We start from the raw sequence: 17,205 nt of genomic DNA, 5'->3' as shown, positions 1-17,205 counted from the left end.
CATGCCTGCGGCGCGCCGCGCCGCCGGCCGCTTCGGCAGCTATTTGTCCGGCTTCCTCCGGCGTGACCGCAGGTCGGGATCACCGTCCACCGGCTACACGGCCAGCCCGGCAGGCCGTCCTCACTTCGTCGCCAGCCATCCCCGCGATCAGGGGATTGACGATCGTGGCGGCCCAGATCTCGACCGCCCCTTGATCGATATGTCCATCCTCGTTGCATCGGTGGTCGCGCGCCGCAATTGGCTCGTCGCCGGAGCCTTCATAGGGGCGCTTGCGGGAGTGGCCATCGCCCTGAGCACGCCGAAGAGCTACTACGCCGAGACAAGTCTGTTCGTCGATCCGCGCGAAATACGACTGACCGATGACGATCTGCGCAATCCCATTCTGTCGACCGAGGCGATGCTCGCCATGACCGACAGCCAGATGGCCATTCTCTCGTCGACCAGTGTGCTGAACGAGGTGATCACGCAGCTTGACCTTAGAAATGACCCGGAATTCAACGGCAATATGAACCCCGGGGGCATCTCCGGCGGCATTTCGGTGCTCAAGGATCTGCTGTTCGGAAGCAGCGATGGCGGTCCCACCGATATCGAGACGCTGGTCAATCTTCGCGATGCCCTGAATGTCGCACGTGATCCGAAAACCTTTGTTATCAATATCGGCGCCAAATCACGCGATCCTGACAAGGCGGCGCGCATATCAAACACGATCGTCACAACCTATCTCCGCTTTGAAGGCAACGCCCAGTCCGGCCTGATGGAACGCACCTCGGACGCCATTGATCAGCGCCTCGAATCCTTGCGCGCCGACCTCAATGCCGCGGAACAGGCGGTGGAGCGATACCGAGCCGAAAATGATCTTGTCGCCGTTGGTGCCGAACTGATTGATGATCAGCAGGTTGTCGCGCTCAGCCAGCAGCTTTCCAACGCGCGCGCCAACAAGGTGGCAGTGCGCGTCAAGGCCGAGGGTCTCCGGCGCGCCAATGTCGATGATGTGATCAACGGAGCGTTCCCCGAGGAGTTTCTCTCGGCCAACCTGATCGAATTGCGCAAGCAGTACAGTCTGGCGAAATCAAACGCCGATTCGCTCAGCTCCCGGCTCGGTCCGCGCCACCCGCAAATCATCGCGGCTCAATCCAGCCTCGAATCTTCAAGAAGCCAGATCCGCAGCGAATTGCGCCGCATCGTCGCCTCATCGCAGGCCGAACTGCAGCGTGCTGTCGAAACCGAGCAGGAACTTGCCAGCCAGCTCGCCGTCGCCAGGAGCCGGTCGCTCGACAATTCCGGCGACCTTGTGATGTTGCGTGAACTGGAACGCAAGGCTGCGGCGACCCGCCAGATCTATGAAACCTTTCTCAAGCGCTCCCGCGAAGCAAGCGAGCGCGGCAATCTCTACACCCAGAATGCCCGCATCATCTCGCCCGCCGAGCCGCCGCTGCGTCCAAGCGGCATGTCGCGCAAGTCTATCGCGCTGGGCGGCATGATTCTCGGCTTTCTGGCCGGACTTGTCATTGCGCTGCTGCTAGGGGCGGCCGAGAGCATCGGGCGCTTCATTCCCGGTCCCTATGATGGACCTGGCGGGTCGGGCCGACGCCCCCAGGAGCCGCACACGCCCGGCCACCCCGAAGACCGCGATGCCTACGGTTCACGGCAGACGGGCCAGATGCCCGATCCGGCGCCAGCCACGCCGGCGGCGCAGCAGCGCGATACGGCGCCACCTGCCGTGCCGGCTGCCGCCAGGCGAGAGCGTGCTGCACCGGCCGCCGATGTGGCGAAATCGTCGTCTACGCCGCCGCTCGCATCGACGATCCCGGAATTCTCTCCGCCCTTGCTGCACCTCGTCGCGCCAGAGCGCCCGGCGACCACAGCGGGCGAAACAGCGCACCCGACATTCTCGTTGCGTGAGATCGTGGAGCGGGCGATGCGCGAGAAGGGAAACGAGCTGCACTCGGACGCTGATGCGCCGGACAGTGTGCCGAGCAGAGAAGGCAACAAACAGGCGGAGATTTCCGTCGATGGGCGCGCCCCTTTGGCAACGCCTTCGAAAACTCGCGATGCTATTCGTCGAGAATCCGAACCGGCTTCATCGCCCCCTGCAGCGAGCGCCGGCAGTGCCGGACAGGGCACCGAGGACGAGATATCGGACCATTCTGACCTCGATTTCACGCATGTCGATCTGAGCCACTATGCGGACGCGCCGTTCGCCCCGGCACAATCCGAAGCCACAGACGCCGCGCCACAGCCTCAGCAGTACAGCCAATTAAACCCCAGCCTGCTCACGCCTGGGCCGCAGTTGCATCCGGCTGCGTTTGCGGGTCACGCGATGCAGACCCCGTATGCACCGGCCCATGCTGTCCCGCATGCCCCCATGACGCCCGGACCGGCGCCGCACTTTGTCCATCCCGCCGCCTTCTCTGCCCCGCATCCTTTCGCGATTGGCTACGTCGTCGCGCCGCATCCCGGGCTCGGCGGGCCATGGGCCTATCACCCGGCCGCCTACGTTCCGGTTCCCGTTCCCTCACATGCCAATCCCCATGCTGGCTGGTCTCCTTCGAGCGCGGCGGTTCCAGGGGTCGATCTGCCGCCGATGCAGCCTTCAGCACCCACTGCGCCATTCGGCGACGCCGAACCGGCAGCCGGCGCCGGCATTCCCGGCAATGCGCCCGCCTCCTATCAGCGCCGCGCTCCGAATGGTCAATCAGTGCGTCGCGCCGCCCAGCGCATGCCGTTCGCCCGCGATGCGCAAGGCCAATCGGTTGCATATCCGCCTTCTGGCGCAAATCCTGGGTCCGGCGCCGCCGACCAGGGTAGAGAAATCGCCACGATCCGTGAGCAGATGGAGGCGCTGCGCCGGCGCATTGCCCACACCGCGCGCTCGGCCTGAAGCAACATCACATCTTTCCCTTTACCTGCGGCACGAATTGCACCAGAAGGACGCCGACCGGGAGGCTCGGGCGCATGAGGATGCGGCGGCGCCTCGGTTGCTGTGTAAGAAGGCCGGAAGGAGCGGGGATGGCAGAAGTGATTGACGGGAAAGCGATCGCGGCTTCGGTGATCGATCAGGTGAAGGCGGCAGCCGCCGAGCTTGCGGCCGAGCGTGGCCGCCAGCCCGGGTTGGCAGTCATTCTCGTCGGGACCGATCCCGCCTCGCAAATCTACGTTGCCTCAAAGGGGCGCACCGCGCGCGAATGCGGCTTCGCCTCCGTGCAGCACACGTTACCCGAAACGACCAGCGAAGCTGACCTGCTGTCCCTGGTGGCGACTTTGAACAACGATCCGGACATCCACGGCATCCTCGTCCAGCTGCCGCTTCCCGGTCATATTGATTCCGGGCGCGTGATTCAGGCGATACATCCAGACAAAGATGTCGATGGCCTGCATGTGGTCAACGCCGGCAAGCTGATGAGCGGCGACCTCGAGACCGGCCTCATCTCGTGCACGCCGGCCGGTGCCATGCATCTCGTCCGCCGGGTCAATGGCACCGATCTCTCCGGCCTCGATGCCGTCGTCATCGGCCGCTCGAACCTTTTCGGCAAGCCGATGGGCGCGCTTCTGCTCAACGCCAATGCAACGGTCACCATGACCCATTCGCGAACGAGGGATCTCGCCGCTGCCTGCCGTCGCGCCGATATTCTCGTCGCGGCAGTAGGTCGTCCGCAAATGGTCCGCGGCGACTGGGTCAAACCGGGTGCGACCGTCATTGATGTCGGCATAAACCGGATCCCCGCGCCCGAGCGGGGCGAAGGCAAGACCCGGCTGGTCGGTGATTGCGCATTCGAGGAATGCGCCGAACAGGCCGCGGCGATCACCCCGGTGCCGGGCGGCGTCGGGCCGATGACGATCGCCATGCTGATGGCCAACACGATGACAGCCGCGGCCCGTGCCGAGGGAGTGCCGGCTCCGCGCTTCTAGCGGCGCGCCGCACCCGGATTGCCATCTGATGTTGCATTGCGATAGCAATGTTGCAATGCGGCTGCCAGATCGGCATTCTGCGCACGCCACGCAGAGCGTCAGCGACAAACCAACCGGCCTGACACAACGATTATCAGCTGATCAACCCCGCCATGCGCCTTTGAAAGGTGACAGCTTCGATGACAGGATAGCGACAAGATGACCTTGGCAGACAAAACTTCGGCGCTCCAGGCTTCCCCCGCCGAGGATCGCGACTGGTGGCGCGGCGCAGTGATCTACCAGATTTATCCCCGCTCCTTCCAGGACACCAGCGGCGACGGCATTGGCGATCTCATGGGGATTGCGCAGCGCTTGCCCTACGTCGCCTCGCTTGGAGTTGATGCCATCTGGGTCTCGCCCTTTTTCACCTCTCCGATGAAGGACTTCGGATACGACATTTCCGACTACAACAACGTCGACCCGATGTTCGGCACGCTGGGCGATTTCGACCATCTGATCCGCGAGGCGCATCGCCTTGGCATTCGCGTGATGATCGACCTTGTGATCTCGCACACGGCCGACAGTCATCCGTGGTTTGTCGAGAGCCGTTCGAGCCGCGACAACCCCAAGGCGGACTGGTACGTCTGGGCCGACCCGAAGCCGGACGGCACGCCGCCCAACAACTGGCTGGCGATCTTCGGCGGCTCGGCCTGGGCCTGGGACCCCTCCCGCCTGCAATACTACCAGCACAATTTCCTGGTCTCGCAGCCGGATCTCAATTTTCACAATCCCGAAGTCCAGCAGGCCGTGCTCGACGCCGCGCGCTTCTGGCTCGATCGCGGCGTTGACGGCTTCCGGCTCGACACGATCAACTTCTATTTCTGTGACGCCGAACTGCGCGACAATCCGGCGCTGGCGATCGATGAACGCAATGATTCCATCGCGCCGAGCGTCAATCCCTACAATTACCAGAACCACCTTTATGACAAGAACCGTCCGGAGAACCTCGACTTCCTTCGGCGTTTCCGGTCCCTGATGGATGAATATCCGGCCATCGCCGCGGTGGGTGAAGTCGGCGATGCGCAATACGGGCTGCAGATCGTTGCCGACTACACCTCCGGTGGCGACAAGATGCAGATGTGCTATGCGTTTGACTTTCTCGCCAACGAGCCTTTGTCGCCGCAACGGGTTCGCAATGTTGTTGAAAAGTTCGGTGCGGCGGCGCCGGAGGGGTGGGCCTGCTGGGCCTTCTCGAACCATGATGTCGTGCGCCATGCCAGCCGCTGGGGCAACCGCGTTGCCGACCGGGATCACTACCTCAAGCTGCTCGCCGGCGTCCTTCTGTCGCTGCGCGGATCGGTCTGCCTTTATCAGGGCGAGGAGCTTGGCCTGACCGAGGCTGAGCTGTCCTTCGAGGATCTGCGCGATCCCTACGGCATTCAGTTCTGGCCGGATTTCAAGGGCCGCGACGGTTGCCGAACACCGATGGTCTGGTCAGAGCACGCCGACAGCGCCGGGTTCACCGATGGCCAGCCATGGCTCCCTTTGCCCACCGAACATCGGCAATTAGCGGTCGACGTACAGGATCATCTGCACGCATCGTTGCTCAATCACTACCGTGCCATGCTACAGTTCCGCGCCGCGCACCCGGCCCTCATCAAAGGCGACATCGAGTTTCTGCAGGTCGACGATTCCATCCTCAGCTTCACACGCAGATTTGAGGGCGAGACGCTGTTTTGCGCCTTCAATTTCAGCGAAACGGAACGGCAGATCGAGGCTGCGCCCGGCACCCTGTCACCGGTCGAGCAGCATTGCTTCTCCGGCATCAAGCGCCCGGACGGGACGATCGTCATCCCGGCTTATGACGCCTATTTCGCTGACTTGAAAGAAGACATTTCCTCTTAGAAGACAAGCAACCCGGCGCCCTGGTCTGCCGGGGCCGCCGTGGCGCGGAACTGAGCGAACAGCTCCCGCCCCATGCCGGTCTCATAATGGCTGACATCGCATGTCGCAGCGTCGCGCGCCGCCAGTTCCTCGGCATCGATCAGAACCTCCAGCGTGCCGGCCTCGGCATCAAGGCGCACCATGTCGCCTTCCCTGATCTTGGCGATGGGGCCGCCATCAAGCGCTTCCGGGGTGACGTGGATGGCGGCCGGAACCTTGCCGGAGGCCCCGGACATGCGTCCATCGGTGACCAGCGCGATCCGCTGCCCGCGATCTTGCAGCACGCCGAGCGCAGGCGTCAATTTGTGCAATTCCGGCATGCCGTTGGTGCGCGGCCCCTGGAAGCGGACAACGGCGACGAAATCGCCGGTAAGGCTCCCGGCCTTGAAGGCGTCCTGCAGATCGTGCTGACTGTGAAAGATCCTCGCCGGGGCCTCGATGACGTGCCGCTCCGGCTTGACCGCCGAAATCTTGATCACGCCGGTGCCGAGATTGCCCTTGAGCATCTTCAACCCGCCATTCGGTTGGAACGGACGGTCGATCGGGCTGATCACCTTCGCGTCGCCGCTCTCGGCGGGGGAGGGGACGCGCGTCACGCCCCCGTCGTCCGCAAGCTTGGCCTCGACCGCATAGGCAGACAGCCCCTGGCCGACAATTGTCCGCACGTCCTCGTGCACCAGTCCGCCCTTCAGCAACTGCGAGATCAGATAGCCCATGCCGCCGGCGGCGTGGAAATGATTCACATCGGCGAGGCTGTTGGGATACACCCGCGCCAGCAGCGGCACCGCGTCCGACAGGTCGGAAATGTCCTGCCAGGTCAGGATGATTCCGGCGGCCCGCGCCATCGCCACCAGATGCAGCGTGTGGTTGGTCGAACCGCCCGTGGCGTGCAACCCGACGACCCCGTTGACGACAGAGCGTTCATCAATCATCTCGCCAACCGGCGTCGCTTCATTGCCCAGCGCGGTGATCGCCAGCGCCCGTCGGGCGGCCTCGCGTGTCAGCGCCTCGCGCAACGGTGTGCCCGGATTGATGAATGTCGCACCCGGCATGTGCAGGCCCATCATCTCCATCAGCATCTGATTGGAATTGGCGGTGCCGTAAAAGGTGCAGGTGCCGGGGCTGTGATAGGATTTCGATTCCGCTTCGAGCAATTCGGCACGACCGATCTTGCCTTCCGCATAGAGCTGCCGCTGCCGCGCTTTCTCGTCATTCGGCAGACCCGAAGGCATCGGCCCCGCCGGCACGAAGATTGACGGCAGATGGCCGAACGACAGGGCCGCAATCACCAGTCCAGGCACGATCTTGTCGCAGACCCCGAGATAGATTGCCGCGTCGAACATGTTGTGCGACAGGCCGATCGCTGCCGCCATGGCGATAACATCGCGCGAAATCAGCGACAGCTCCATGCCCGTCTGTCCCTGCGTGACGCCATCGCACATCGCTGGCACACCGCCGGCAACCTGTGCCACCCCACCGGCGGCGCGGGCTTCCTCGCGGATGATCGCCGGATATGTTTCGAACGGTTGATGCGCCGAAAGCATGTCGTTGTAAGCCGTGATGATGCCGATGTTCGGCACCGCGTCGCCCGCCAGCCGTGCCTTGTCGCTCACCCCGCAGGCCGCGAAACCGTGCGCCAGGTTGCCGCATGACAAGACCGAGCGATGCGGCCCTTTCTCGACGGCCGCGCGCACCCGATCGAGATAGACTTCGCGGCTCGGCTTGGAGCGCTCGATAATGCGGCGCGTGACTGTGGCGATGCGGCTGTCAACGGACATGGCGGACATGATGATCCTCTTCCTCAAGATTTCGCGGCCGGGCACGGACCCGCTGATGGTCTCAGGGCGCCCAATAAACGGAAACCGGCGCTGGCGCGTTGCGCAGGACGGCGCGCACCGGCATTTCGCTGTCTGCGCCACCCGACAGGGCAGCTTCGAGCACCCGGCGTTTCTCACTGCCTTCGATATGAAGCACCAGCAACCGGGCAGCAACGAGGCACGGCAGGCTGAGCGTTAAGCGCGGTTCGCCGGCGCCGGGAGCCATCATCGCGACGACGGCGTCCTCACAATGCGGATCGATGGCGGTCTCCAGATGGCTGCCATCGGGAAAGAAGGACGCGGTGTGGCCGTCTGTCCCCATGCCGAGAATGACAATATCAAAGGGCTGCGGCAGTTTTACGATCGCTTCCGATGCATGCATGGCGACCGTTTCTACCTTCTCCGACATGTCGCTCCACAATGGCAGGAACCGCGCCTGCAAGGCTTCGTTCTTCAAGAGATGATCAACCACCAGCTTCTCATTGGAGCGTGCGTGATCGGGTGGGACCATGCGCTCATCCACCAGTGTGATCGTCACCTTCGCCCAGTCGAGCGGCAGGCGCGACAGCGTTTCAAAAAGCCTGACCGGCGTTCCGCCGCCCGAGACCGCCATCTGCGCCCGGCCGCGCGCCGCGATAGCGCTCTCCAGCGCCTCGGCAATGCGCGCCGCCAGGCGCTCCGCGAGCATTTCGCGGTCATCGAAAGCGTTCAGATCGACGGCCATTTTCTCGTTGTCAGTCGCTTTCATGCCAGGTCCTGCCGTCGCGTTCGATCAGGGCAATCGCATGGCTCGGTCCCCAGGTGCCCGCCGTATAGCCCTGCACCTTGTCACCGTTCTCCTCCCAGGCCGCCAGAATCGGGTCAACCCAACGCCACGCCGCCTCAACCTCGTCACGCCGCATGAACAGTGTCTGGTTGGAGCGCACCACGTCCAGCAACAGACGCTCATAGGCATCGGGATTGCGCGTAGCAAAGCTGCCGGCAAAGCTCATGTCGAGCGGCACGTGCCGCAGGCGCATGCCGCCTGGTCCCGGATCCTTGATCATCAGCCATTGTTTGACACCCTCATCCGGTTGCAGTCGGATGACCAGCTGATTGGCGATCACCCGGCCCGCCGTGTCGTCGAAAATCGAGTGCGGGATCGGCTTGAAGGATATGACGATCTCCGACATCCGGGCGGCCAGCCGTTTGCCGGTGCGCAAGTAGAACGGCACGCCGGCCCAGCGCCAGTTCTCGACCTCCGCCTTGATGGCGACAAAGGTCTCGGTATCGGAAACGCCCGTTTCCAGTTCGTCGAGATAGCCCTTCACCGCGCCGCCGGCCGAGGCGCCGGCCCGGTACTGTCCGCGCACTGTCACCCGGTCGCTGTTGCCGCTGTCGACCGGCTTCAGCGCACGCAGCACTTTCAGCTTTTCGTCGCGGACGCTTTCCGCCTCCAGCGAGGAAGGGGCCTCCATGGCCACCAGGCAGAGAAGCTGCAGCATGTGGTTTTGCACCATGTCACGCAGTGCTCCGGCGGTGTCGTAATAATCGGCGCGCCCCTCGAGGCCAACCGATTCCGCCACCGTGATCTGCACATGGTCGATATGGGCCGAATTCCACAACGGCTCGTACAGCGCATTGGCAAAGCGCAGCGCCATCAGGTTCTGCACCGTTTCCTTGCCGAGATAATGATCGATGCGAAAGATCTGCTCTTCGGCGAACACCGAGCCGATCACGTCATTGAGCTTTTGCGCAGAACCAAGATCGCGGCCGATCGGCTTTTCGACGACAATGCGCGTCTTGTCCGTAATCAGGCCGTTGTCGCGGATCTGCGTCGCGATATCCCCGAACAGCGCTGGCCGCACCGCCAGATAAAAGGCCCGCACGCGCTCATTTCCCTCGGCGAGCAGCGTCTGCAGCTGATCCCAGCCGCGCTCGGATCGCGCGTCGATCGACACGTAATGCAGTCGCTGCAGGAATTCTTCAATGTTATCCAGGTCGCGATCCGCCGGCGCGACATGGTCTTCCAGCGCCGTGCGCGCGTAGTCACGATAGGCCGCGTCATCCATTTCAGTGCGCGAGGCGCCAATGATCCGCGTCGGATCCGTCAACTGGCCGGCGCGCTGGCGATGGTACAGCGCCGGCAATAGCTTGCGCTCTGCAAGATCGCCCGTGCCGCCGAAGACGACGTAATCGAAGGGCTCGACAGGAATTATCTGACTGCTCATGGCGCTCATCCGTTGGAAGTCGGCGGGACCATAATCTAATCGATTTAAAAAGGCCAGCCCCGCTCGATAAAGCCCTTTGACTGGTGGTCAAACCGAGGCACTGTCAGAAGCGGTCGCGCAGCGCATACCAGGTCAGCGCCGCAAGAAGCAGCGGCTTGCGCAAGGCAGTGCCGCCTGGAAATGCCGGCACGTTCAGCGCGCGCAGCGCCTCGAGGTCGTCCGAACCGCCAAGCACGAAATCCGCATAGAGCTTGCCGCAGAAATTTGACAACATCACGCCATGTCCGGAGTAGCCGCCAATCGCTGTGACATTGTCCATCACCTCCGCCACATAGGGTCGTCGGGGCAGCGTGATGCCGACCGACCCGCCCCAGGCGTAGTCGATTTCGATATCGGCAAGGCCTGGATAGATCTCGCTGATCTGCCGGCGGATATGGCGGGCAATATCGCGCGGATTATCGGCGGTATAAGCCTCGCGTCCGCCGAACAGCAGCCGCCCATCGACGCTCTTGCGAAAATAGCGGACGACGAACCGCGAATCGTCGACCGACTCGCCGCCGGGCAGGACCGGGGAGCGGTCGGGCAGCGGTTTGGTGGCTCCGATGAATGAACGGATCGGCATGACATGCGCCGCCGTCTTACGCTCCAGCCCGTCAATATAGGCGTTGCAGGCAAGCAGAGCCTTGCCGGCCCGCACCGTCCCTTGCGCGGTAGTCACAGTCACGGCGCCCTTGCTCGAATCAATCGCCGTGGCGCGCGTGTTTTCAAACAATTGCGCTCCGGCCGCTTGCGCCGCTTGCGCCACGCCGACGAGATATTTCAGCGGATTGATGTGGCCGGTCCCGGAATCATAGACCCCGCAATGATAACGCTGCGAGCCGATGGTTGCCGCCATCTCCTCCCGATCAAGAAACCGCAGATGCGGATAGCCGAAGCGCTCCGCCATCAAGGACGCATGGTCACGGTATTCATCGACATAGGCCGCCTTGTGCGCGCCGGAGATCTGTCCGGGCCGGAAATCGGCGTCGATGCCATTCTGGCGCGCGAAATCGTGCAGATGCGCCTTGGCGCGTTCGGCCAGCGCGAACAGATTTTTCGCCCGTTCACGGCCAAGCTCCGCCTCCTGCTCCTCGGGCCAGGAGCGTTGGCCGGTGCCAAGTTGCCCGCCATTGCGTCCCGAGGCGCCGTCGCCAAAACGCGCCGCCTCGATCAACACCACCGACTTGCCGCCGCGCGCCAGGTAAAAGGCCGCCTGCTGGCCAGTGAACCCGCCACCGACGATCACCACGTCCGCCTCCAACGTGCCTTGCAGCGCCGGATAGACAGGTCGGTGGTCGAGCGTCGCCTCGTAAAAGCTGACCCCCGGGGCAATCGGGCTTTGATAGCTCATGATGTGTGGCCCTAGACGTTGAGCAGGAGGAATTCGCGTTCCCACGGGCTGATCACGCGCATGAAGGTTTCGAATTCGCCGCGCTTGATGCCCGCATAGGTATCGACGAATTCCTGGCTGTAGACCTTGCTGAAATAGGGTTCGCCCTCCAGCTGTGCCACCGCGTCGAGCAATCCGCGTGGCAGATCCACCGAGCCTTCATTGACGGCGCGGTCAGCCGGGCTGCCGGGGACAACATGGTTGACCATGCCGATCCAGCCACAGGCCAGCGACGCGGCCAGTGCCAGATAGGGATTGGCATCCGATGAGGGCAGACGGTTCTCGACCCGCCGAGCTGCCGCATCGGAGGTGGGCACCCGGAAAGCCGTCGTGCGGTTGTCATAGCCCCAGGCATTGTTGACCGGGCAGGCCATTTCCGGCGCCATGCGCCGATACGAATTGACATAGGGTGCCATCATCACCAGCGCTTTGGGTACGAAGTGCTGCATCCCGCCGATGAAGTGAAAGAATGCCTCGCTCGGGCTGCCATCGTCGTTGCTGAAAATATTGGCGCCGGTCTTGGCGTCGACCACCGATTGATGGATATGCATTGCCGAGCCGGGTTCTTCCTGCATGGGCTTGGCCATGAATGTCGCATAGACCCCGTGTTTCAGGGCCGCCTCGCGAATGGTCCGCTTGAACATGAAAACCTGATCTGCGAGCTCGATCGGATCGCCGTGGCGCAGATTGATTTCCAGTTGCGCCGGGCCGTCCTCGTGAATCAGCGTGTCGATCTCGAGTCCCTGCTTTTCTGAAAAGTCATAGATGTCATCGACCAGTTCATCGAACTCGTTGACCCCGGCGATGGTGTAGGACTGACCGCCCACAATCGTTCGACCTGAACGCCCGCGCGGCGGTTTCAGCGGATAGTCCGGGTCTTCATGCTTGGCGACGAGATAGAATTCGATTTCCGGCGCCACCACCGCTCGCCAGCCGCGCTCGGCATAAAGGTCGAGCACATGCCGCAACACGCTGCGTGGCGCATAGGCCACCGGCTTGCCATTCTTGTCGACAATGTCGCAGATCACCTGCGCTGTCGGATCGCTTTCCCATGGCACGCTGGTTAGCGTCGACAGATCGGGGACCAGCTTCAGATCTCCGTCGAGCGGATCATAGCGAAATTCGCCGGTCTCGGCGGGATAATCGCCGGAAATGGTTTGCTTGAACACCGACGATGGCAGGGAAAGCGAGGTGTTTGACGTGAATTTCGAGGTCGGCATCATTTTGCCGCGCGGCACCCCTGCGAGATCCGGCGTAATGCACTCAATGTCCTCGATGCCGCGTGCACGCAGCCACTCACCGGCCTGCTTCCAGTCCCTGACGCCACGCTTGGATTCGATATGCGCCAGTTTGCGCTGGCGCGGGCTCGCCGAGCCTCGCGCCGACCGCTTCACCCTCGTTGCTGTCATAAATCACCATAATTGCTGCTTCTGCCGCGCATCATAGCGCTTTTCATGTGGGAAGCCAGCTTCGCCAGGCGGCCTTCGCGGCGCTTTTCCGAGAGCTTTCGCCATACAACAACGATTGAAATCAGCATGTCGCGGCAACCGCAACTCCACCTCAACGAGAAATTACAATCTGCTTTCAATCAATTTTAACCTGCATGCGGGAATCCTAGGCAGGGGGCAGCCGACAACCGCGTAGCGGGTCGGCTTGGCATGATGCATTTCAACCCGGCGCTCATATGAGCATGTTGCACGCAATTAGAGACCGGTGTTGAGAATGTTGATCGATCGTCTGCTGTCACGCTTTTCCATTCAGACCAAAGTGCTCGTCTTTGTCGTTCCGCTTTTGAGCGGGATAATCGGACTGGCCGTCATCAATCTCTATACTGGCAGCCTCCTCGGCCAACGTCTGGACGGCACCGGCGCTTCCATTCAGTCGCTGAGCGGCTTTCAGCGCGCTTATTCGGGCATGAACGAGTTTCTCGGCACCACCACTCCGCAAAAGCGCGATGAGGTGATCGACCAGCTAGAGCAGCAGGTGGTCAAGCTCGAAGCTGTCCTTGCCCTTGCAGAAACCGAAGCGGAGCGCCAGGCGCTTGAAAAGGCGCGCATGGTGGCAAACGACCTGCGCGACCGCGTCGATGAACTCTGGCAACTGCACGGTGAGGAACTGTCGATCCGCGCCGAAATCTCCGAAACGCTCGCCAAGGTGGTGGATGCCCGCGGACGGGTTACCGAGCGGGCCGAAAGCAGTCTGGCGGAAATCGCCGCCCAGGAAGCGGAAGCCAAGGGCATGCTGCGCCGGGCGGAAGAAATCGGTGCCGGCGCCCGGACCATCGCCGCCGTTTCGACCAGCTTTAACGGAGTGAGCAGCCCGGAAGAGATTTTCGTCATAGGACGCGAAATGCTGGCGGAAATCAGCGCTGCCGGCCGGATGCTCGACCGATCGCTCCCTGAAAATCAGCCTGGTTTGCGCAACATGGTGCTCGACAATATCGATAGCATTGTCGCGCTGCTGAAAGATGGCGGCGAGACCCAGTCCTCGCTCGACAAGCTGCAGCGCTATGCCAATGGAATGCGACCCGCAGGTCTGCGCCTGCAAGGGCTGTCGGCGCAAGCCGCGATCGAAGCCGCCGCGCGTTTTGGCGAGATCGATCCATTGATCACGCGGGGCCGCGGGCTCGTTGAGAAGGCGCAGCGGTTCGCCCGTCACGTCGGCGACCTGCAACTTCAGGTCACGGAATATCTCGGGCGTCCAAGCCGGGCCCGGTCGGAAGCGCTCGCCATGTCGGTGAGGAAAATCATCGATGATCGCAAGGCTTTCGAACTCGATGACAGCGGCACGGAACTGCTGACTGTGATTGGCGAAGAAGTCTTCGAAGAGGCGCTGTCCCTGTCGGCGACCGCGACTGCACTGCTTAACAAGAATCTTGCCCGCCGCATGGAATTTGCTAGTGCCGCAGCCGAAATCGGCGATGCCTGGCAGTCGGTCATCAGCTTTGCGGACAGCCAGCGCACCGGCGCCGTCGAAACCCGTTCGCGTGCCAATGGCATTACGCTTGGCAGCGCCATCGCCGCAGCCCTCGGGGCCGTCTTTGCCGCCCTGTTGCTGATCGCCGCGCTCAAGGGGCCGATCCTGCGCCTTGTAGCGACCATGCGCACCGTCGCCCGCGGCGAACTCGACGTCGAGATTATCGATGCCGCGCGGCGCGATGAGATCGGCGAAATGGCCCGCGCTCTTGATGTATTCAAGACGAATGCCGTCGACAAGATTCGCATCGAGCAGGAGAGCGAGGATGCGCGCCGCCTGACCGCCGCAGAAAAGGCCCGCGCCGATGCCGAGAAAGCGCGCGCCGAGGAAGCGCTGCAACAGGCGGTCGGCGCCCTTGGCGAGGCGCTGCGCAATCTCGCTGACGGCAACCTCGTGGCACGTATTGAAACGCCCTTCGAAGGCAACCTTGATCAATTGCGTGTGGATTTCAACGAATCGGTCGAACGGGTGCGCGATGCCCTGTCGCACATCCGCGACAATGCCCTGTCGATCCAGTCAAATGGTGGCCAGATGCGGGCCGCCGCTGACGATCTGGCGCGCCGCACCGAGCAGCAAGCCGCCTCGCTTGAAGAAGTGGCTGCCGCTGTCGAGCAGATCTCGACCACTGTCCGCACCACCTCGGAAGGCGCCGCCGAGACTGACAAGCTGGCCTTGGCGACCCGCGACGATGCCGTTGCCTCGGAAGAGGTCGTCAAGCGCGCCGTTGCGGCGATGGAGCGCATAGAAACTGCGTCGAGCAAGATAGCGCAGATCATCACGGTGATCGACGGTATTGCCTTCCAGACCAATCTTCTGGCGCTCAACGCAGGTGTCGAGGCAGCCCGCGCCGGCGATGCGGGGCGCGGCTTTGCCGTCGTCGCACAGGAAGTGCGTGAGCTGGCCGGACGGTCCGCCAATGCCGCCCGCGAGATCAAGTCGTTGATCGCCGATTCGTCCAGCGAGGTGACGCACGGTGTCTCACTGGTCAACGAGACCGGCGCTGCGATGTCCCGCATCAACGAGCGCATTGGCGAGATCACCGTGCACATCACGCGTCTGGCCCAGGCCGGACGTGAGCAGTCGGTTGGTCTGGCCGAGGTCAACACTTCCGTCGGCCAGATGGATCAGATGACCCAGCAGAATGCCGCCATGGTCGAGCAGACCAGCGCCGCCAGCCACCAACTGGCCGCTGAATCCGATGCGCTGATGGCGCTGGTTCAACAGTTCCGGATCGAGGCGGCATCAGAAACCGCGCCGGACACGGGCGGCCGGCACGACCAAGCGGCGTGAAGCGTGTGAACAGGGCCATCCGCTGATGGCCGATTTACAACAGCCGATCAAAAACCTTTCTCTCGCGCCCCGTCAGGCTGATTTTGCTCTTGGCGGGGCGCCTGTGCCTTCGTAGTTTGGCGACCTGTCAGCGCGCCTGTTTTCACTGCGGCGCTGATCCTGCATTTGAGCGAGTGGACCGATGAACAATTCTCCGCAGGTGTCCTAGCCACCCGGCCCATCCGGGCGCCAGCGTGCGCTGATCTTGCGCCGCGGCGCTTATTCCGCACGGTACGGTTTTCGTTGCATAGCCCGGCGCTCTGACGGATCAGGTCGAGCCCGGCGCGCGCGGCGGCTCAATCTGACCGGCCCTGACAGTCTTCCATTGCAATCAGGTTTGTGCGCTTTCCGGCAATACTCGGGATTCTGCGCAACTGAGAAAGGTTCATCCCATGACGCGCTCTTTCCTGCGCTCCGCTCTCGTTCTCGGCCTTCTGTCCTGCGTCGGACCCATCACGATCGACATGTATCTGCCGGCCATGCCGGCGGTCGGCGCCGATCTCGGGGCTTCCGTCCAGGCCACCCAGATGACCGTCACGGTCTTTTTTCTCGCTTTCGGGCTGGCGCAGATCGTCTATGGCCCGCTCGCCGACATGTATGGTCGACTGCGACCGCTGACCGTCGGTCTGGTGCTGTTCTTCATCGGCTCGGTGGGATGTGTCTTCGCGCCGGACATGCCGCTGTTTCTCGCAAGCCGGTTGTTGCAGGGTCTCGGAGCGGCCGCGATCATGGTCATCCCGCGTGCCATCATTCGCGATATGCATACCGGTGTTGCGGCGACGCGGCTGATGGCGCTGGTGATGTTGGTGATTTCCGTCTCGCCGATGCTGGCGCCGCTTGCCGGCAGCGTCATTCTGCTTTTCGGCAGCTGGCGGCTCATCTTCGTCGTGCTGGCGCTGGCCGCCATCCTGTCGATCCTGATGACGTTGTTCGTCCAGCCGGAAACCCTGCCGCCGGAAAAGCGCGTTCCAGTACGTCTGCGTGCCATCGGCGTCGGCACCCGTCAGCTTGCCTCCGATCCGGTCTTCATGGGCCTGACCTTTGTCGGCGGGTTCGGCATGGCCAGCTTTTTCGTTTTCCTGGCCAGCGCGCCTTTCGTCTATATCGGCCATTACGATCTGTCGCCGACGACGATGAGCCTGGCCTTTTCCATCAATGCCCTGGGCTTCTTCGGCGCCTCGCAATTTGCCGCCCCGCTCGGTGAGCGCTTCGGCATGACCCGCATGATGCTCTGGGCCGCCACCGGCTTTCTCGCTTTCGCGCTGCTGATCGTGGCGCTCGTTGCCGCGGGTTTTGGCGCGCTCTGGCTGCTCATCCTGGTGCTGGTTCTTGCCAATGCCTGTCTCGGTCTGGTGATCCCGACGAGCATGGTGATGGCGCTGGACGATCATGGCGCCATCGCCGGACTTGCCTCATCGCTTGGCGGCATGCTGCAGATGGTCATCGGCGGCGTCATGACGATCGTCGTCGCGCCGTTCTTCGACGGCTCGCCGCTGCCGCTGGTCGCGAGCATCGCGGTTTGTGCAGCCTTGTGTTGTGCGGTCATGGTGGCAACGGTGGTCTCCGGCCGCCGCCTGACTCCGGCGGCCTGAAGCGCGCTCCAGGACAGAAA

At 62.9% G+C, this 17,205-nt stretch carries 10 protein-coding genes; 5 read left to right on the top strand and 5 right to left on the bottom strand.

Annotation, left to right across the window (positions count from 1 at the left end):
* The first annotated feature begins 43 nt into the window (after positions 1-43).
* The 3 genes from KY465_RS08615 (at position 44) to bglA (ending at position 5,793) form a co-directional block, all read left to right on the top strand.
* Complete coding sequence (locus tag KY465_RS08615; protein WP_219201258.1) at positions 44-2,881, top strand: GumC family protein; 2,838 nt, start codon at positions 44-46, stop codon at positions 2,879-2,881.
* Positions 2,882-3,009: 128 nt separating this feature from the next.
* Positions 3,010-3,909, top strand: a complete 900-nt coding sequence (gene folD / locus KY465_RS08610; protein WP_219201257.1) for a bifunctional methylenetetrahydrofolate dehydrogenase/methenyltetrahydrofolate cyclohydrolase FolD — start codon at positions 3,010-3,012, stop codon at positions 3,907-3,909.
* 198 nt (positions 3,910-4,107) lie between these two features.
* Positions 4,108-5,793, top strand: coding sequence for a beta-galactosidase BglA (gene bglA / locus KY465_RS08605; RefSeq protein WP_219201256.1), 1,686 nt, complete (start codon positions 4,108-4,110; stop codon positions 5,791-5,793).
* Here bglA and edd read toward each other — a convergent pair.
* The 5 genes from edd to KY465_RS08580 form a co-directional block, all read right to left on the bottom strand.
* Positions 5,790-7,610, bottom strand: coding sequence for a phosphogluconate dehydratase (edd, locus tag KY465_RS08600; protein WP_219201739.1), 1,821 nt, complete (start codon positions 7,608-7,610; stop codon positions 5,790-5,792). The genes bglA and edd overlap by 4 nt on opposite strands.
* A gap of 61 nt (positions 7,611-7,671) precedes the next feature.
* The gene (gene pgl, locus KY465_RS08595; RefSeq protein WP_219201738.1) at positions 7,672-8,373 is read right to left on the bottom strand and encodes a 6-phosphogluconolactonase; all 702 of its coding nucleotides are present in this window, start codon (positions 8,371-8,373) and stop codon (positions 7,672-7,674) included.
* 10 nt (positions 8,374-8,383) lie between these two features.
* Positions 8,384-9,859 carry a glucose-6-phosphate dehydrogenase gene (gene zwf, locus KY465_RS08590; RefSeq protein ID WP_219201255.1) on the bottom strand — a complete coding sequence of 492 codons (1,476 nt, stop codon included), beginning with the start codon at positions 9,857-9,859 and terminating at the stop codon, positions 8,384-8,386.
* A 103-nt stretch (positions 9,860-9,962) separates the two neighbouring features.
* Positions 9,963-11,249: an NAD(P)/FAD-dependent oxidoreductase gene (locus KY465_RS08585; RefSeq protein WP_219201254.1), complete on the bottom strand. Its 1,287-nt coding sequence runs from the start codon at positions 11,247-11,249 to the stop codon at positions 9,963-9,965.
* Positions 11,250-11,260: 11 nt separating this feature from the next.
* Positions 11,261-12,697, bottom strand: a complete 1,437-nt coding sequence (locus tag KY465_RS08580) for a glutamine synthetase family protein (protein WP_219201253.1) — start codon at positions 12,695-12,697, stop codon at positions 11,261-11,263.
* 313 nt (positions 12,698-13,010) lie between these two features.
* Between KY465_RS08580 and KY465_RS08575 the strand changes: the two genes are divergently transcribed.
* Together KY465_RS08575 and KY465_RS08570 are read left to right on the top strand one after the other, a co-directional pair.
* Positions 13,011-15,554, top strand: coding sequence for a methyl-accepting chemotaxis protein (locus KY465_RS08575; RefSeq protein WP_219201252.1), 2,544 nt, complete (start codon positions 13,011-13,013; stop codon positions 15,552-15,554).
* 431 nt (positions 15,555-15,985) lie between these two features.
* On the top strand, positions 15,986-17,185 hold the full coding sequence (locus tag KY465_RS08570) for a multidrug effflux MFS transporter (RefSeq protein WP_219201251.1): 1,200 nt from the start codon (positions 15,986-15,988) through the stop codon (positions 17,183-17,185).
* Positions 17,186-17,205 lie beyond the last annotated feature (20 nt).

The sequence above is a fragment of the Neohoeflea coraliihabitans genome, assembly GCF_019334345.1.
Lineage (GTDB): Bacteria > Pseudomonadota > Alphaproteobacteria > Rhizobiales > Rhizobiaceae > Pseudohoeflea > Pseudohoeflea coraliihabitans.
Note: the sequence above shows the minus strand (reverse complement) of the source record. Positions and strands in the feature narration are given on the sequence as shown.